Raw genomic sequence first — 17,266 nt, 5'->3', positions numbered from 1 at the left:
GCCTCAGGCGGCGAGGTTCCTCAGCACGTAGTGGAGGATGCCGCCGTGCCGGAAATATTCGAGCTCGTTCAGCGTATCGATCCGCACCCGGGCGGGGAAGCGCGTCTGCGACCCGTCCGCCTTGGTCACCTCGACCTCGATCTCCTGGCGCGGCTGGAGGTCGGCGATGCCGGTGATGGTGAAGGTCTCGCCGCCGTCGAACTGCGGCACCTCGCCCAGGAACTGGAGCGGCAGCACGCCCATGCCGACGAGGTTGGAACGGTGGATCCGCTCATAGCTTTCGGCGATCACCGCGCGCACGCCCAGCAGGTTGGTGCCCTTGGCCGCCCAGTCGCGCGAGGAGCCGGTGCCATATTCCTTGCCGGCGATGACGACGAGCGGCGTGCCTTCCGCCTTGTAGCGCATCGCCGCATCGTAGATGGCCAGCGTCTCGCCGGTCGGGACGTAGCGGGTGACGCCGCCTTCGACGCCCGGCGTCATCTTGTTGCGGATGCGGATGTTGGCGAAGGTGCCGCGCATCATCACTTCGTGATTGCCGCGCCGCGCGCCGTAGGAATTGAAGTCCGGGCGCGAGACCTGGTGCGATTCCAGATAGCGGCCGGCCGGGCTGTCCTGCTTGATCGCGCCGGCGGGCGAGATGTGGTCGGTGGTGATCGAATCGCCGAGGATCGCCAGCGGCCGGGCGCCGGCGATGTCGGAGACCGCGGTCGGCGTCATCGACATGCCTTCGAAATAAGGCGGGTTCTGGATGTAGGTGGAGCCGGCCGACCAGGCGTAAGTGGCGCCGCCGGTGACGTCGATCGCCCGCCACTGGTCGTCGCCCTTGTAGACGTCGGCATAGCGCGCCTTGAACATGTCGGCGCCGACATAGCGGTCGATCATGTCGCGGATCTCGGCATTGGTCGGCCAGATGTCGCGCAGATACACGTCGCCGCCGTCGCTGCCGGTGCCGATCGGCGTGTCGATCAGGCTGTCGCGCACCGTTCCCTTCAGCGCATAAGCGACGACCAGGGGCGGCGAGGCGAGATAGTTGGCGCGCACGTCCGGGCTCACCCGGCCTTCGAAGTTGCGGTTGCCTGACAGGACGGAGGCGGCGACCAGATCGTGCTTGTGGATCGCCTGGCTGATCGGTTCGGGCAGCGGGCCGGAGTTGCCGATGCAGGTGGTGCAGCCATAGCCGACCAGATCGAAGCCGATCGCGTCCAGATCCTCCTGCAGCCCCGCCTTCACCAGATAGTCGGTGACGACCTGGCTGCCGGGCGCGAGCGAGGTCTTGACCCAGGGCTTGCGGTCCAGCCCCTTCTCCCGCGCCTTGCGGGCGACCAGGCCGGCGGCGACCAGCACCGAGGGGTTGGAGGTGTTGGTGCAGCTGGTGATGGCGGCGATGGCGACGTCGCCATGGCCGAGATCGTGGTCCGCGCCGTCGACCGGATAGCGCGCGTCGGGATGGGTGCAGCTATATTCGCTGCCCAGCGCCTCGGCGAAGCGGCTGTGGAGCTCCGACAGGGCGACCTTGTCCTGCGGCCGCTTGGGTCCCGCGAGCGAGGGTTCGACCGACGACATGTCGAGTTCGAGCGTGGCGGTGAACACCGGCTCCACCGCCGGATCGAGCCACAGGCCCTGCGCCTTGCAATAGGCTTCGGTGAGCGCGATCTGGTCCTCTGACCGGCCGGTGAGGCGCAGATAGTCGAGCGTCTTGGCGTCGACCGGGAAGAAGCCGCAGGTGGCGCCATATTCGGGCGCCATGTTGGCGATGGTGGCGCGGTCCGCGACCGACAGGGCCGCGACGCCCGGGCCGTAGAATTCGACGAAGCGGCCGACCACGCCGTGGGCGCGCAGCATCTGGGTGACGGTGAGCACGAGATCGGTGGCGGTGATCCCTTCCTTGAGCTCGCCCGACAGATGGAAGCCGACCACTTCGGGGATCAGCATCGACACCGGCTGGCCGAGCATCGCCGCCTCCGCCTCGATCCCGCCGACGCCCCAGCCGAGCACGCCCAGCCCGTTCACCATCGTCGTGTGGCTGTCGGTGCCGACCAGAGTGTCGGGATAGGCGACCTCCGCGCCAGAGGGATCGGCCGACGACCAGACCGAGCGGGCGATATGCTCCAGATTGACCTGGTGGCAGATGCCGGTGCCGGGCGGCACCACCTTGAAATTGTCGAACGCCGAGGCGCCCCATTTCAGGAACTGGTAGCGCTCCATGTTGCGCCGATATTCGAGCTCCACGTTGCGCTCGAACGCCTTGGGGGTGCCGAACTCGTCGACCATGACGCTGTGGTCGATGACGAGATGGACGGGGACCTGCGGGTTGATCTTCTGCGGATCGCCGCCGAGCCGGGCCATCGCGTCGCGCATCGCGGCGAGATCGACGACGGCGGGCACGCCGGTGAAGTCCTGCATCAGCACCCGGGCCGGGCGGTACTGGATCTCGCGGGTGGACGAGCGCTCCTTCTGCCAGTCGACCAGCGCCTGGATGTCGTCGCGGGTGACGGTGACGCTGTCCTCGAAGCGGAGCAGGTTTTCGAGCAGCACCTTCATCGAGAAAGGCAGGCGCGACACGTCGCCGAGCTGCCCGGCGGCCCTGGCGAGCGAATAATAGGAATAGGTCCTGCCGGCGGCTTCGAGGGTGGTGCGGGTGTTGAGGCTGTCCTGGCCGACCTGAGTCATCGCGCGTCCTTCTGGTAATCCGGGTTTGCGCGCGCTCTAGCAAGGCCGAAGCGGAGGGGGAAGGGAGCGAAAGCCGCTGCGCGCGCGGAAGGGCGGCGCGGCGAAAGGACACGAAGTTATCCGGGAATCGATGGTCTCGCGGGAGAGGCGGCGGTCGTCGCCTCTTGCAATCTACACCATAGAGGTGTATCCGGCTGCATGAACGTCAAGCGCCGGCCGCATCATGATCTTGCCGCGGTCCAGGCGAAGTTCGCGGCGGTGGAGACGCTGGAGATCACGACCAGCGCGCTGAAGTCGGCGCGCGATCTCGGTTTCTCGATCCAAGGGGTCGTGGAGGTGGTGCAGGCGCTGGAGCCAGGCGATTTCGTGAAGTCGGAAACGGCCCACAGCCCGCGCAACCCGCGTTGCTGGCACGACACGTACGTCCTGCCGTGGGGCCTGGGAGACCTCTACCTGAAGTTCGCGGGCGAGACGCTGGTCGATCTCGTCCTCACATCGTTCAAGGAAGCCTGATCGTGGCCGAAACGCGCATCCATCCCGAAACCGGCGAGACTCTCCGCCGCGGCGTGCGGCGCCAGAAGCTGCGCTATGGGTCGCTGTCCTGCGAGGTGAACGTGCCCGGCTGGTATCCCGACGGCGAGGGCGACGGCATCCACAGCGGCGCCGACCTCGCCGAATCCGACCGCGCGTGGCGCGCGCTGCGCGACGAATACGCCGCTTATGTGCGGGCCGTGCGCAAACGGCTGCGGCTCAGCCAGGAGGAAGCGGGACGCATCATCGGCGGAGGCAAGCGCGCCTTCCAGAAATACGAGAGCGGCGCCATGCCGCCGTCCGATGCCGCCGTCGCGGCGATCGAAATGCTTGCCATGCACCCCGAAGGGCTGGAGCGGCTGCGCGAAATCAGGGGGTAGCTTGGGGGGCGCGAAGCCTCGCAGAGCGCGCGCCGCCCCCGCGCCCGACAGCCCCCGATCAGCCCGTAGCCGGAACAATCGCCGCGCTTCGCCGGTTGCTTCTTCAAAGGTCGGGCGATCCGGCCGATGATATGGAGGCAGTTATGGCTGGCCTGAGACGCGTTTTCGATCCGGTCCGCGCGGCGGGCGTTTATGGGGTGGAGGTGCGCAAGGCGAACAATCCTTCGCCGCGCAACGCCGCGGTCGCCGCGGCCGACAAATTGCCCTGGTTACTGCGCGACTGACACGCGGACCGGCCCGTGCCCCGGCAACGGCACGCCCGACATGAAGAAGGAGCGGCTCCGCCGGGCGGGGCCGCTCCTTCCCTCGTTCCCCGCGGGGCGGGCGCCGCCCCGCCGCGTCAGAGCTTCTCGGTCAGCTCCGGCACGATCTTGAACAGATCGCCGACCAGGCCGATGTCCGCCACCTGGAAGATGGGCGCGTCCTCGTCCTTGTTGATGGCGACGATGGTCTTCGAATCCTTCATGCCGGCGAGGTGCTGGATCGCGCCCGAAATGCCGATCGCGACATAGAGCTCCGGCGCGACGACCTTGCCGGTCTGGCCGACCTGATAGTCGTTGGGGACATAGCCCGCATCGACCGCGGCGCGGCTCGCGCCCACCGCGGCGCCGAGCTTGTCGGCGAGCGGCTCGATATATTGGGTGAAGGCCTCGCCCGAGCCGAGCGCGCGACCGCCCGAGACGATGATCGAGGCGCTGGTCAGCTCCGGCCGCTCGCTGTGCGCGATCTCGGCCCCGACGAAGCTCGACAGGCCCTGGTCGCCGGCGCCGCCGACCGGCTCGACCGCCGCCGACCCGCCGTCACGCGCCGCCTTTTCGAAGGCGGTGCCGCGCACCGTGATCACCTTCTTCGCGTCCGCCGATTTGACGGTGGCGATGGCGTTGCCGGCATAGATCGGCCGGGTGAAGGTGTCGTCGCCCTCGACCGACAGGATGTCGGAAATCTGCATCACGTCGAGCAAGGCGGCGACGCGCGGCGCGATATTCTTGCCGGTGGTGGTGGCGGGCGCCAGGAAGGCGTCGTGATGGCCCATCAGATCGGCGATCAGCGGCGCGACATTCTCGGCCAGCGCATGGCCGTAGGCCGCGTCGTCGGCGACATGGACCTTGCCGACGCCGGCGATCTTCGCCGCCTCGTCCGCGACCCCGCCGACGCCTTGGCCGGCGACGATCAGATGAACCTCGCCGAGCTTGCCGGCGGCGGTGACGGCGGCCAGCGTCGCGTCCTTCAGCTGGCCGTCTTCATGTTCGACCCAGACGAGCGTCTTCATCCGATCACTCCCGTTTCCTTGATCTTGCCGATCAGCTCGTCGACCGAGCCGACCTTGACGCCGGCTTGCCGCTTGGGCGGCTCGGCGACCTTCAAAGTGGTGAGCCGGGGCGCGACATCGACGCCGTAATCGTCCGGCGTCTTCTGCGCGAGCGGCTTCGACTTCGCCTTCATGATGTTGGGCAGCGAAGCGTAGCGCGGCTCGTTGAGGCGCAGGTCGGTGGTGACGACGGCGGGAAGCTTCAGCTTCACCGTCTCCAGCCCGCCGTCCACCTCGCGGGTGACGTCGACGCTCTCGCCGTCCACCGCCACCTTGGAGGCGAAGGTGCCCTGGCCCCAGCCGAGCAGGGCGGCGAGCATCTGGCCGGTCTGGTTCGAATCGTCGTCGATCGCCTGCTTGCCCAGGATGATCATGCCGGGCTGCTCCTCCTCGGCGATCTTCTTCAGGATCTTGGCGACGGCGAGCGGCTCCACCTCGGCGTCGGTCTGGACCAGGATCGCCCGGTCGGCGCCCATGGCGAGCGCGGTGCGGAGCGTCTCCTGCGCCTTGGCCGGGCCGATCGAGACCGCCACGATCTCGGTCGCGGCGCCCTTTTCCTTCAGGCGGATGGCTTCCTCGACCGCGATCTCGTCGAAGGGGTTCATGCTCATCTTGACGTTGGCGAGGTCGACGCCCGTGCCGTCGGCCTTCACCCGCGGCTTGACGTTGTAGTCGATGACCCGTTTGACGGGGACCAGCAGCTTCATGCGTTCGTACCCTCTCTCTTCGTCATTCCAGCGAAAGCTGGAATCTCTCTTCCTCGTTCAGGCGCCCTGAAGGCAATGAGATCCCGGCTTTCGCCGGGATGACGCCTTCGCGCGGCTTATGCCGGCACGGCCTCCCTCACCTGCGCCACGATCTTGCGCGCCGCGTCGCCGAGATCGTCGGCCGGGACGATGTCCAGCCCGCTTTCGGCGAGGATGCGCTTGCCTTCGTCGACGTTGGTGCCTTCCAGCCGGACCACCAGCGGCACCGACAGGTCCACCTCGCGCGCGGCGGCGATGATGCCGTCGGCGATGATGTCGCAGCGCATGATGCCGCCGAAGATGTTGACCAGGATGCCCTTCACCGCCGGATCGGACAGGATGATCTTGAAGGCGGCCGTCACCTTCTCCTTGGAAGCGCCGCCGCCCACGTCGAGGAAGTTGGCCGGGAAGGCGCCGTTCAGCTTGATGATGTCCATCGTCGCCATGGCGAGGCCGGCGCCGTTCACCATGCAGCCGATGTCGCCGTCGAGCTTGATATAGGCGAGGTCGTGGCGGCTCGCCTCCAGCTCCATCGGGTCCTCCTCGGTCTCGTCGCGCAGCGCGAGAAGGTCCTTGTGGCGGAACATGGCGTTGGAATCGAAGCCGACCTTGGCGTCGAGCACCAGCAGCTCGCCTTTGTCGGTGACGGCGAGCGGGTTGATCTCGATCTGCGCGGCATCGGTGCCGAGGAAGGCCTCGTAGAGCTTCTTCGCCATCGCCTGCGCCTGCTTGTTGAGGTCGCCCTCCAGCTTCAGCGCATAAGCGACCGCGCGGCCGTGATGCGGCATGAAGCCGGTCGCGGGATCGATGGCGATGGTGTGGATCTTCTCGGGGCTGCTGTGCGCCACTTCCTCGATGTCCATGCCGCCTTCGGTCGAGGCGACCATGGCGATGCGGCCGCTGGCGCGGTCGACCAGCAGAGCGAGGTAGAATTCCTTGGCGATGTCGACGCCGTCGGTGACGTAGAGGCGGTTGACCTGCTTGCCTTCCGGCCCGGTCTGGACGGTGACGAGGGTGTTGCCGAGCATCTCCTGCGCGGCGGCGCGGACCTCCTCCTCGCTGCGGGCGAGGCGGACGCCGCCCTTGGCGCCTTCGGGCAGTTCCTTGAACTTGCCCTTGCCGCGGCCGCCGGCGTGGATCTGCGCCTTGACGACGTAGAGCGGCCCGGGGAGCTTCGCCGCCGCGGCGACCGCTTCCTCGACGCTCATCGCCGCATGGCCGGCCGGAACCGGCACGCCGAACGTCGCGAGCAGTTCCTTGGCCTGATATTCGTGGATGTTCATCGGCTTTCCCTGGTCATGAACTTTGCGGCGGGCTTAAGCATAGAGTCGCGGGGAAGCCAAGCCGCAGCCGGGACGCGGCCGCGAAAAGCGGCGCGGACGCCGGCCCCCGACGCGAAGCGAAGGCCGCCGACGCAAACAGCCCCGGAAAGCCGGCGACGGCCGGCCCCGGGGCTGCGTATCGATCGCGCGGACCCGAAGGCCCGCCCGCCGGATCAGGCCTGCGCCGGAAGGGCGCCCTTGGCCTGGGCGACGATCGCCTTGAAGGCGTCGCCTTCGTGCATCGCGATGTCGGCCAGGACCTTGCGGTCGAGATCGACGCCGGCGAGCTTCAGGCCGTGCATGAACTGGCCGTAGGTGAGGCCTTCCATGCGGACCGCGGCGTTGATGCGCTGGATCCACAAAGCGCGGAAGCTGCGCTTCTTCACCTTGCGGTCGCGATAGGCGTATTGCCCGGCCTTCTCGACGGCCTGGCGGGCGATGCGGATCGTGTTCTTGCGACGGCCGTAATAGCCCTTCGCCTGATCCAGAAGTCTCTTGTGGCGGGCCTTCGTGGTGGTCCCGCGCTTCACGCGTGCCATGTCATATCCTCCTTATTTCAGGCCGTAGGGCGCCCAGAGCTTCACCCGCGCCGTATCGGCGTCGGCGAGCACTTCGGTGCCGCGGTTCTGGCGGATATATTTGGCATTGTGGCTGATCAGGCGGTGGCGCTTGCCGGCGACGCCGTGCTTCACCTTGCCCGTCGCGGTGATCTTGAAGCGCTTCTTCACACCGCTCTTGGTCTTGAGCTTGGGCATTTCGTCTCCTTCGGACATTGTGAACGGCCACGGCAGCCCTTGATGGCCGGACCGTTCGGATTTTCCACAGGTTGGAAAGGGCGCGCCTATAACCGCCCGCGCCGCCGCGCGCAAGCCTTTGCCGGGCGCCGCGCCGATCGGGCGGCGCGGGCGCAAGCGCTTGATTCGCCGGGCCGCTGTGGCATGGATCGCCGACCCGAACCCGCCGGAGCCCCGCGACATGAAGAAGCTGCTGCCCGCTTTCCTCCTTTCCCTCGCCCTCGCCGCCGCGCCGGCGGCGGCGCAGGAGCGGCCGGCGCCGCGGCTCGTCGTCGCGATCGCCGTCGACCAGCTCGGCGCCGACCTCTACGAGCGTTACCGGCCGCATTTCACCGGCGGGCTCGGCCGGCTGTCGCGCGGGACCGTGTTCACGTCCGGCTGGCAGGGCCATGCCGCCACCGAGACCTGCCCCGGCCATTCGACCATTCTCACCGGATCGCGCCCGTCGCGCACCGGCATCATCGCCAACAACTGGTTCGATCTCGGCGCCGCCCGCGACGACAAATATATCTATTGCGCCGAAGACCCGCGCATCCCCGGCAGCGCCTCCAACAACTACACCCTGTCCAGCTATCACCTGCAGGTCCCGGCGATGGGCGACCTCATGAAGCGGGCGGATCCGCGGGCGCGGGTGGTGACCGTCACCGGCAAGGACCGGGCGGCGGCGATGATGGGCGGCCACGGGCCGGACGAGCGCTGGTGGTGGGGCGGCACGGAATTCGTGACTCACGAAGGCCGCCCGGCGCCGCGCGCCGTGGGGCTCGTCAACGCCAATGTCGCCGCCGCCATCGCCCGGCCGATGGCGCCCCTCGAGCTTCCGGACCTGTGCCGGGCGCGCAGCCGCGCGGTGGCGGTGGAAGGCGGCGGCCGGCCGGTCGGCGAGCACCGCTTCGCGCGCGAGGCCGGCGATTCGCGCGCCTTCCGCGCCTCGCCCGAGCTCGACGGCGCGACGCTGGCGCTGGCGGCGGGGCTGCGGGCCGAGATGCGGCTCGGCGAGGGCGCGGCCACCGACCTCCTGATCCTGGGCCTGTCCGCCAACGATTATGTCGGCCACGGCTTCGGCACCGGCGGCGCGGAGATGTGCCTGCAATTGCTCTCGCTCGACCGGTCGCTCGGCGACTTCTTCGCGCATCTCGACCGCACCGGCGTGGATTATGTCGCGGTGCTGACCGCCGACCATGGCGGGCTCGACATCCCCGAGCGCGCGCGGGAGGAAGGCGCGCACGGCGCCGCCCGGGTCGATCCGGCGCTCCACGCCAATGCGATGAGCGCGGCGATCGGCGCCCGGCTGGGCTTGCAGGGCCGGCTGGTGTGGGGCGACGGCGCGTTCGGCGACATGTATGTCGACCGCAACCTCCCGCCCGAACAGCGCCGCCGGGTGCTGGACGAGGCGGTGCGCGCCTATCGCGCCCATCCGCAGGTCGCCGCCGTGCTGACCGCCGCGGAGATCATGGCGACGCCGCAGCCGACCGGATCGCCGGCCGGATGGACGATGCTGCAGCGCGCGCGGGCGAGCCATTTTCCCGGCCGGTCGGGCGACTTCCTGGTGCTGCTCGAGGAACAGGTGACCCCGATCTTCGACACCAGCCGCGGCTATGTGTCGACCCATGGCAGCCCGTGGGACTATGACCGGCGCGTGCCGATCCTGTTCTGGCGCCAGGGCATGGCGCCGTCGGACCGGGCCGAGGCGATCGAGACGGCCGACATCCTGCCGACGCTCGCCGCCCTCGTCCGCCTGCCGATCGCGCCGGGCACGATCGACGGGCGCTGCCGCGACATCGGCGAGGCGCGCTGCCCCCGCGCCGACGAGCGGGACTGAGGCCGGCCCCACCCTTGCCGCCGCGCGCCGTTCCCGCTAGCCGGGGCGCAACATCGAGGAGAGTGAGATGGCGGGCGTCAACAAGGTCATTCTGGTCGGCAATCTGGGCGACGATCCGGAAAGCCGGTCGCTGCCGAGCGGCGGCGAGGTGGTGAACCTGCGCGTCGCCACGTCCGAGACCTGGAAGGACCGCGACGGCAACCGCCAGGAGCGGACCGAGTGGCACCGCGTCGTGATCTTCAACGAGAATCTCGGCCGGGTCGCCAAGCAGTTCCTGCGCAAGGGATCGAAAGTCTATCTGGAAGGCCAAATCCAGACCCGCAAATGGACCGACAATTCGGGCCAGGACCGCTATTCGACCGAGGTCGTGCTGCAGCGCTTCCGGGGCGAGCTCGTCCTGCTCGACAGCCGCGGCGGCGGCGGCGGCGGTGGCAGCGGCGGCTATGGCGGCGGCGGCGACGATTATGGCGACGGCGGCTATGGCGGCGGCGGCGGCAGCGGCAGCGGCGGCGGCTATGGCGGCGGACGCCAGCAGCCGCAAAGCCGCCCGGCGCCCCCGGCCTTCGACAGCGACCTCGACGACGACGTCCCCTTCTAGGGCCCGTTCGCCCTGGCCTGAGCCAAACCCGTCATTGCGAGCGAAGCGAAGCAATCCATGGCGGCTCCCAGGTCCCCATGGACGGCTTCGTCGCCGCCGCGCGGCGGTGCTCCGGGGCGCGGCCGATCGGCGGGTATCGTCCCCGCTGACCGGCGCGGGACGGTCGCGTCGCGCCAGCCCCTCCGCGAGGGATCAGCGCGGGCGGCGGGGGCCCTTGCTGTAGTCGCGGCGCGGGCGGACCTGCGGCGGGAGGGTGCTCCTGCGCTGCGGCTGGGCCTGCTGCTCCTCGACCTCGGCGGCGTCGTTCTCGTTGGTAACCTCGGCCTGGTCGCGCCGCGCTTCCTCGGCCTCGGCCTGGGCGCTGGACCCGTTCTGGGCCTGGGCCGCGCTGGCGGCGGCGAGAACGGCGATCGCCGTCAGCATCTTGTATCCACGCATGTCTTCGTCCCCTTGAACTTGGCGGGCCGGCCGGGCCGGCAACTTCTCCGCGTCCGACTCGAAAGTCTATCGCGGCGGTTCTGTTCCGCAAGCCGGGAATCGAGGGGGGTCAGTTGATCGTGATCACCCCGTCCACCGCGCGCCATTCCGCGGGGGCGATCAGATGGTTGTGGGCGACCCGGACGGAATGGAGCGCCGCCTCGATCTCCCGCCGCCAATGGTCCAGGAAGTCGCGGAGCACCGGAAATTGCGGCGCCACGTCGTAGGTCTGCCACACGAACAGCTGGATGAGCCGGGGATGGTCCGGCATGTAATAGCTGATCTCGGCCGTGGTGAGGCCGTAGCCCTGGAGCTGCACGATGAAGTCGCGGCTGGTCACGGGACCTCCCTCCTGAACTTCCGATACGCGAACACTGCCTTACTCCCTTATGGTCAACAACTCCTTTACGAGTCCGGAACGGCTCACCGGGATCAATGGCGGAAAAGGCGGCTGGTTCCGGGGAGCGGGGGAGAGGAGGGAAAGCCCGGCACCCACCCCCCCGTTCGGCCTGAGCTTGTCGAAGGCCGCCACTTCTCTCCCCGAGCATGAGAAAGAAAAGGGGTGCGGCCTTGCGCACTCGGGATCCGCTCTGCGGGCCTACAAAAAGGCTTTCCTACAGCGAACCTATCTGGTTCATTAACTGGATGAGCTTTGAACCTAACTTCTGTACCGGCACCCCCGCCCGCCCGCCGCTGATCGGGCGAATCGATCAGAACCGCGCTATTGATCGACGTAATAATATCCGCACGCCGAACCTTCCTGAACTTAGCGCCGCGGAGCCGCATGTCCGCCGAAGCGCCCGCCCGCGAATCGCGCGGCAGGCCGGACTAGCGGGCGGGGCCGTGTCCCTCTATCTCCGGCGCATGTCGGGTGAGGAACACAGGCGGGGGATCACCCGCCGGTCGCTGCTGGTGGGCGGCGGGGCGGGCGTGGGGCTGGTCCTCGCCTGGGCCCTGTGGCCGCGCGAATATCGCCCCAACATCATCCCGGCCGAAGGCGAGGCGCTGTTCGGCGCCTATCTGCGCATCGCCCGCGACGGACGGGTGATCGTCGCCGTGCCGCAGGCAGAGATCGGCCAGGGCGTGTGGACCAGCCTGCCGCAGATCCTGGCCGACGAGCTGGGCGCCGACTGGCGCACCGTCGCGGTGGAGCCGGCGCCGGTCAATCCGATCTACGCCAACCGCCTGCTCGCCGGAGAGCTGGGCGTGGCGGGCCTGCCCGGCGCGGTCGAGGGCGTCGGGCGCTGGGCGGCGGAGGAATATGCCACCCGCTCGGCGCTGATGATCACCGGCGGATCGACCTCGATCCGCGCCTTCGAGCCGCGGCTGCGCGAGGCGGGCGCGGCGGCGCGGGCGCTGCTCAGCAAGGCCGCCGCCGAGCGCTGGAACGCCGATTGGGAAGAGCTCGACACCCGCGAGGGCTTCGTCTGGCGCGGCGCCGAGCGCATCCCCTTCGCCGACCTCGCCGAGGCGGCGGCGGGGCACGAGCTGCCGGACAATCTGCCGGTGCGCGGCGGCATCGACCATCGCCTGACCGGCCAGGCGGTGCCGCGGCTCGACGTCCCGTCCAAGGTCGACGGATCGGCGCAGTTCGCGGGCGACATCCGCCTGCCCGGCATGGTCTATGCCGCAGTGCGCGGCGCGCCGGCGGGGACCCGGCTGGACGGGTTCGAGCGCGAGGAGGCGTCGCGGCTGCCGGGCGTGCTGATGCTGTTCGACAACCCGGCCTGGGTGGGCGCGGCGGCGGTCAATTGGTGGGCGGCGGCGCGCGCGGTGGAAGCGATGCGGCCGCGCTTCACCGGACCCGAGATCCTGCCCGACGGCCGGACGATCGGCGAGGCGCTCGCCGCGGCGCTGGAAAGCGGCGGCGGCAGCCGGGTCGTCGCGGAAGGCGACGTGCGCGCCGTGTTCGACGGCGCGCAGGTGCTGCGCGCGCGCTATTCGGTCGGCGCGGCGCCGGGGGCGGCGATCGAGACGTTGACGGCGACCGCGCGCTGGGAGCAGGACCGGCTGGAAATCTGGGCCCCGACGCAGGCGCCGGGCCTCGCCCGCGCCGCCGCCGCGCGGGCCGCCGGCATCGCCGAGGACCGGGTGACGATCCACCCGACGCTGATCGGCGGCGGCTACGGCCGCAAGCTCGAGACCGAAGCGGTGGCGCAGGCGTCGGTGATGGCGGTCCAGCTCGGCCGGCCGGTCCAGCTCGTCTGGCCGCGCATCGCCGACATCGCGCAGGATCGGGTGCGCCCGCCGGCGATCGGCGCGATGAATGCCGCGCTCGCGCCCAACGGCACAATCGCCGCCTGGCAGGCGCGGATCGCGAGCCCGCGCACCACCGCGGCGACCATCGCCCGGCTCGGCGCGTCGCGGCCGATCGGCGGGGTCGATCCGGCGGAGGTTGCCGGCGCCGTCCCGCCTTACGCCATCCCGAACCTGGTGGTGGACCATCATCCCGCCGAGATCGGGATCGAGACCGGCATCTGGCGCTCGGGCGCGCACAGCTACACCTGCTTCTTCACCGAATGCTTCCTGGACGAGCTCGCGCGCCAGGCCAATGTCGAGCCCCTGTCGTTCCGCATGCAGATGCTGGGCGCCAATCCGCGGCTGGCGCGGGTGCTGTCGACCGCGGCGGCGGCTGCGGGATGGGACGGCGGCGCGCCGGGCGGCGGGCTCGGCATCGCCGCGCACAGCGCCTTCGGATCGCACATCGCCCTGGTCGCCGAAGTCGAGGTGACCGGGGAGCAGCGGGTGCGGATGGTGCGCGCGGTGGCGGTCGCCGATTGCGGCCGGATCGTCAATCCGGACATCGTGCGCCAGCAGATCGAAGGCGGCATCCTGCACGGCATCTCCGCCGCCGCGGGAACGCCGCTGGACTTCGCCGGCGGCGTTCCCACCGCCCGCACCATCGCCGATCTCGGCCTGCCGACGCTCGCCGACACGCCCGACATCACCATCGAACTGATCGAGAGCGACGAGGATCCGGGCGGCGTCACCGAACTGGCGGTGCCGCCGGTCGCGCCCGCCATGGCGAACGCGCTCTATTCGCTGACAGGGACGCGGCTGCGCGACCTGCCGCTCGTCATCGGAGGACCCAGTTGAAGCCGCCCGCCGACCATCCCGCCATTCCGCCGCGCAAGATCGGCGTGCTGCTGATCAACCTTGGAACGCCGGACCTGCCGGAGCCGGGGGCGGTGCGCGTCTATCTGAAGCAGTTCCTGTCCGACCCGAGGGTGGTCGAGATCCCCCGCCTCGTCTGGCAGCCGATCCTGCGCGGCATCGTGCTCACCACCCGGCCGAAGAAATCGGCCCATGCCTATCGCCAGGTCTGGACCGAGGACGGATCGCCGCTGGCGGCGATCACCCGCCGCCAGGCCAGCGCGCTGGAGGGGGCGTTCGGGCCGGACGTGACCGTCGATCATGCGATGCGCTACGGCCGGCCGGCGATCGGCGAGCGGGTCGAGGCGCTGAAGGCGGCGGGCTGCGAGCGCATCCTCCTCGCCCCGCTCTATCCGCAATATTGCGCCGCGACGACCGCCACCGCCAACGACGAGGCGTTCCGCCAGCTGGCGCGGATGCGCTGGCAGCCGGCGGTCAGGACCCTGCCGCCTTATCATGACGACCCCGCTTATATCGACGCGCTGAAGGAGGTGGTGGAGGCGGAGGTCGCGGCGCTCGATTTCGTGCCGGACGCGCTCGTCGCTTCCTATCACGGCATGCCGCAGCGGACGCTGGAGCTGGGCGATCCCTATCACTGCCATTGCCGCAAGACGTCGCGCCTGCTGGCCGAGGCGATGGGCCGCGAGCTCGTCACCGCCTTCCAGTCGCGCTTCGGCCGCGCCAAATGGCTGGAGCCCGCCACCGACAAGGTGCTGGAGGCGCTGCCGGCCCAGGGCGTCCGCAAGGTCGCGATCTTCGCCCCCGGCTTCTCCGCCGACTGCCTGGAGACGCTGGAGGAGCTGGCGATCCGCGGCAGGGAAAGCTTCCTCGAAGCCGGCGGCACCCATTTCGCCTACCTCCCCTGCCTCAACGACTCCGCGCCCGGCGTCGCGATGCTGAGGCGGCTCGTCGGGCGCGAACTTGAAGGCTGGCTTGCCCCGGCCTAGAGCATCGAAAAAACACAGCGAGGAGAGACTGGACATGGCACGCGTGGCAATCGTTACCGGCGGTACCCGAGGCATTGGCGAAGCGATCAGCCTGGCGCTTCGCGACCAGGGCATGGTGGTCGCCGCCAATTATGCGGGCAACGAAGAAAAAGCGCGCGCCTTTACCGAACGGACCGGCATCAAGTCCTACCGCTGGGACGTGTCGGACTATGACGCCTGCATCGCCGCCGTGCAGCAGATCGAAAGCGAGCTCGGCCCGGTCGACGTGCTGGTCAACAATGCCGGCATCACCCGCGACGGTACCATGAAGCGGATGACCCGCCAGGCCTGGGACGAGGTGATCGACGTCAATCTCGGCGGCTGCTTCAACATGGCCAAGGCGGTGTTCGAAGGCATGCAGAGCCGCAAATATGGCCGCATCGTCAACATCGGATCGATCAACGGCCAGGCGGGCCAGTACGGCCAGGTCAACTACGCCGCCGCCAAGTCCGGCATCCACGGCTTCACCAAGGCGCTGGCCCAGGAAGGCGCCCGCGCCGGCGTGACGGTGAACGCGATCGCGCCGGGCTACATCGACACCGAGATGGTGGCGGCGGTGCCGGAGGACGTGCTCGCCAAGATCGTCGCCCGCATCCCGGTCGGCCGGCTCGGCAAGGCGGAGGAGATCGCCCGCGGCGTCGCCTTCCTGTGCGGCGAGGATGCCGGCTTCATCACCGGATCGACGCTCAGCATCAACGGCGGCCAGCACATGTATTGAGCGCCGGCCGGGGCGCTGGGGCATGGAAGGGCCGGTGAAAAGGTCGATGATGATCGCCGGCCACGCCACCTCGATCAGCCTGGAGCCGGTCTTCTGGCAGGCGCTGCGCGAGGCGGCGGAGGCGGAAGGGCTGCCGCTCAACGCGCTCGTCGCCCGGATCGATGCGGCGCGGATCGAGTCGGCCGACCCGCCCAACCTCGCCAGCGCCGTCCGGGTGTGGCTGTTCGAACGGGCGCGGGGGAACCCTGGCGCCGCCCCCGAGTAGGTCGTTTCATGGAAATGACCCGCAAAGGCAGCGGCAAGCCGCTGCTCCTCGTGCACGGCCTCGGTGGAAGCCGGCGCTCCTGGAGCCTGATCGAACGGGACCTCGCCGCGCGCCGGGAGGTGATCGCGATCGACCTGCCCGGCCATGGCGATTCGCCCGCCGAGGCGGACAGCGACACGTTCGCGGGGCTGACCCGCAGCCTCGACGCCTTCCTCGATGCGCACGGCCTTGCCAGCGTCGACATGGCCGGGAGTTCGATGGGCGCGCGGATGGTGCTGGAGCTGGCGCGGCGCGGCCGCGCCGGCGCGGTCGTCGCGCTCGATCCGGGCGGCTTCTGGCAAGGCTGGGAGCGGACCTATCTGGAGGCCAATCTGATCGCTTCGGTGAAGCTGGTCCGGGCGCTACGCCCCACCCTGCCCGCGCTGGCACGCAGCGCCGCCGCACGGACGATGCTGCTTCCCTTGATCTCGGCCCGGCCCTGGGCGCTGCACCCGGAGGCGGTCGAGACGGAGCTGCGAAGCTTCGCGGCCACCGCCACCTTCGAAGCGCTGACCCGCGACCTCGCCCGCGGTCCGGCGCAGCGGGGTCCGGCGGGAGAAGGCGCCGGACCGGTGACGATCGTCTGGGGACGGCAGGACCGGATCTGCCTGCCGCGCCAGGCCGAACGCGCGCTCGCCCAATTCCCCGGCGCGCGGCTACGATGGCTGGACCGCTGCGGCCATTATCCGATGTGGGACCGGCCGGACGAGACGGTGGCGTTGATCCTAGAATCGACCGGCTGAAGCGGCGGCACCTTCTTCTCACCTGATCGTTCCTGCCGCCATGGCGAAGAAGAAGCGCAAGAACGGCCACCACCCGCTGGTCCGCCTCGACGAGGCGGTGGCGAAGGCGGCGGCGCCGCATGAAGAGACGCTGCCGGTGCGGCTGCTGGCGGGCCTCGCGGAGACGGGCGACCAGCCGCCGATGCTGGGCCTGTGCGGCGGCCTCGTCGTCGCGGGGCTCGCCGCCGGCGATCCGCGGCTGTTCCGGGCGGGGCTGCGGATGACGGCCGCGCATCTGCTGGCCACCGGCGTCAAGAACTTCGTCAAGGCGCGGATCGACCGCACCCGCCCCCGCACCGCGGTGCGCAACGGCGGCAGCACGGGCATGAAGCCGGGCCGGACCGACACCAAGGAGGAGACCAGCTTCCCCTCAGGCCATGCCGCCGGGGCGGCGGCGGTGGCGCGCGCCTTCGCCCGCGAATATCCGGAGCATGGCCGCCCGGCCGCCGCCGCGGGCGGCGTGATCGCGCTGGCGCAGATCCCGCGCTGCGCCCATTATCCGAGCGACGTCGGCGCCGGCCTCGCCATCGGCCTCGCCGCCGAAGCGGCGGTGAGCGCGCTGCTTCCCCGCTGGCGCCGGAACGACTAAGACGGGGCTCCACCGTTTCGGAGCCCGT

19 protein-coding genes are annotated in these 17,266 nt (G+C 69.9%); 11 read left to right on the top strand and 8 right to left on the bottom strand.

Annotated features, from left to right (window positions below):
* Positions 1-3: 3 nt before the first annotated feature.
* Positions 4-2,670 carry an aconitate hydratase AcnA gene (acnA, locus tag ACK4K7_RS02460; RefSeq protein WP_431863566.1) on the bottom strand — a complete coding sequence of 889 codons (2,667 nt, stop codon included), beginning with the start codon at positions 2,668-2,670 and terminating at the stop codon, positions 4-6.
* Between the two features lie 198 nt (positions 2,671-2,868).
* On the opposite strand from acnA, the gene ACK4K7_RS02455 reads away from it, so the two are divergent.
* The 3 genes from ACK4K7_RS02455 to ACK4K7_RS02445 all read left to right on the top strand — a co-directional run bounded on the left by ACK4K7_RS02455 (position 2,869) and on the right by ACK4K7_RS02445 (position 3,865).
* Positions 2,869-3,183, top strand: coding sequence for a type II toxin-antitoxin system MqsR family toxin (locus tag ACK4K7_RS02455; RefSeq protein WP_431863565.1), 315 nt, complete (start codon positions 2,869-2,871; stop codon positions 3,181-3,183).
* Positions 3,184-3,185: 2 nt separating this feature from the next.
* Positions 3,186-3,581, top strand: coding sequence for a type II TA system antitoxin MqsA family protein (locus ACK4K7_RS02450; RefSeq protein WP_431863564.1), 396 nt, complete (start codon positions 3,186-3,188; stop codon positions 3,579-3,581).
* Positions 3,582-3,724: 143 nt separating this feature from the next.
* The gene (locus tag ACK4K7_RS02445; protein ID WP_431863563.1) at positions 3,725-3,865 is read left to right on the top strand and encodes a hypothetical protein; all 141 of its coding nucleotides are present in this window, start codon (positions 3,725-3,727) and stop codon (positions 3,863-3,865) included.
* Between the two features lie 116 nt (positions 3,866-3,981).
* Here the strand turns inward: ACK4K7_RS02445 and ACK4K7_RS02440 are convergent, their stop codons facing one another.
* The 5 genes from ACK4K7_RS02440 to rpmI all read right to left on the bottom strand — a co-directional run bounded on the left by ACK4K7_RS02440 (position 3,982) and on the right by rpmI (position 7,773).
* Positions 3,982-4,911: an electron transfer flavoprotein subunit alpha/FixB family protein gene (locus ACK4K7_RS02440; protein WP_431863562.1), complete on the bottom strand. Its 930-nt coding sequence runs from the start codon at positions 4,909-4,911 to the stop codon at positions 3,982-3,984.
* Positions 4,908-5,657, bottom strand: coding sequence for an electron transfer flavoprotein subunit beta/FixA family protein (locus ACK4K7_RS02435; protein ID WP_431863561.1), 750 nt, complete (start codon positions 5,655-5,657; stop codon positions 4,908-4,910). The genes ACK4K7_RS02440 and ACK4K7_RS02435 overlap by 4 nt, the downstream gene beginning before the upstream one ends.
* 116 nt (positions 5,658-5,773) lie before the next feature.
* Positions 5,774-6,979 (bottom strand): ADP-forming succinate--CoA ligase subunit beta, encoded by a 1,206-nt coding sequence (gene sucC, locus ACK4K7_RS02430; RefSeq protein ID WP_431863560.1) that lies wholly within the window; start codon positions 6,977-6,979, stop codon positions 5,774-5,776.
* A gap of 212 nt (positions 6,980-7,191) precedes the next feature.
* Entirely contained in the window at positions 7,192-7,557 is a 366-nt protein-coding gene (gene rplT, locus ACK4K7_RS02425; protein WP_431863559.1) for a 50S ribosomal protein L20, read from the bottom strand.
* 12 nt (positions 7,558-7,569) lie between these two features.
* A complete protein-coding gene (rpmI, locus tag ACK4K7_RS02420) occupies positions 7,570-7,773 on the bottom strand; it encodes a 50S ribosomal protein L35 (protein ID WP_431863558.1) in 204 nt (67 codons plus the stop codon).
* Positions 7,774-7,993: 220 nt separating this feature from the next.
* Between rpmI and ACK4K7_RS02415 the strand changes: the two genes are divergently transcribed.
* On the top strand, positions 7,994-9,631 hold the full coding sequence (locus ACK4K7_RS02415; protein ID WP_431863557.1) for an alkaline phosphatase family protein: 1,638 nt from the start codon (positions 7,994-7,996) through the stop codon (positions 9,629-9,631).
* 67 nt (positions 9,632-9,698) lie between these two features.
* Positions 9,699-10,229, top strand: coding sequence for a single-stranded DNA-binding protein (gene ssb / locus ACK4K7_RS02410; protein ID WP_431863556.1), 531 nt, complete (start codon positions 9,699-9,701; stop codon positions 10,227-10,229).
* Between the two features lie 192 nt (positions 10,230-10,421).
* On the opposite strand, the gene ACK4K7_RS02405 is transcribed toward ssb, so the two are convergent.
* A complete protein-coding gene (locus ACK4K7_RS02405) occupies positions 10,422-10,667 on the bottom strand; it encodes a hypothetical protein (protein ID WP_431863555.1) in 246 nt (81 codons plus the stop codon).
* A gap of 109 nt (positions 10,668-10,776) precedes the next feature.
* Positions 10,777-11,046: an usg protein gene (locus tag ACK4K7_RS02400; RefSeq protein WP_431863554.1), complete on the bottom strand. Its 270-nt coding sequence runs from the start codon at positions 11,044-11,046 to the stop codon at positions 10,777-10,779.
* A gap of 524 nt (positions 11,047-11,570) precedes the next feature.
* On the opposite strand from ACK4K7_RS02400, the gene ACK4K7_RS02395 reads away from it, so the two are divergent.
* The 6 genes from ACK4K7_RS02395 to ACK4K7_RS02370 are packed head-to-tail and all read left to right on the top strand — an operon-like array spanning position 11,571 to position 17,238.
* Positions 11,571-13,802 carry a molybdopterin cofactor-binding domain-containing protein gene (locus tag ACK4K7_RS02395; protein WP_431863553.1) on the top strand — a complete coding sequence of 744 codons (2,232 nt, stop codon included), beginning with the start codon at positions 11,571-11,573 and terminating at the stop codon, positions 13,800-13,802.
* Positions 13,799-14,806, top strand: coding sequence for a ferrochelatase (gene hemH / locus ACK4K7_RS02390; RefSeq protein WP_431863552.1), 1,008 nt, complete (start codon positions 13,799-13,801; stop codon positions 14,804-14,806). Before ACK4K7_RS02395 ends, hemH begins: the two co-directional genes overlap by 4 nt.
* A gap of 34 nt (positions 14,807-14,840) precedes the next feature.
* On the top strand, positions 14,841-15,563 hold the full coding sequence (gene phbB / locus ACK4K7_RS02385; RefSeq protein WP_431863551.1) for an acetoacetyl-CoA reductase: 723 nt from the start codon (positions 14,841-14,843) through the stop codon (positions 15,561-15,563).
* A gap of 22 nt (positions 15,564-15,585) precedes the next feature.
* The gene (locus tag ACK4K7_RS02380; RefSeq protein ID WP_431863550.1) at positions 15,586-15,828 is read left to right on the top strand and encodes a ribbon-helix-helix domain-containing protein; all 243 of its coding nucleotides are present in this window, start codon (positions 15,586-15,588) and stop codon (positions 15,826-15,828) included.
* Positions 15,829-15,836: 8 nt separating this feature from the next.
* The gene (locus ACK4K7_RS02375; protein WP_431863549.1) at positions 15,837-16,610 is read left to right on the top strand and encodes an alpha/beta fold hydrolase; all 774 of its coding nucleotides are present in this window, start codon (positions 15,837-15,839) and stop codon (positions 16,608-16,610) included.
* 40 nt (positions 16,611-16,650) lie between these two features.
* Positions 16,651-17,238 (top strand): phosphatase PAP2 family protein, encoded by a 588-nt coding sequence (locus ACK4K7_RS02370; protein ID WP_431863548.1) that lies wholly within the window; start codon positions 16,651-16,653, stop codon positions 17,236-17,238.
* The last annotated feature ends 28 nt before the right edge of the window (positions 17,239-17,266 follow it).

This window comes from Allosphingosinicella sp. (assembly GCF_046295735.1).
Taxonomy (GTDB): Bacteria; Pseudomonadota; Alphaproteobacteria; order Sphingomonadales; family Sphingomonadaceae; genus Allosphingosinicella.
This window is presented reverse-complemented; position numbering and strand designations above follow the sequence as displayed.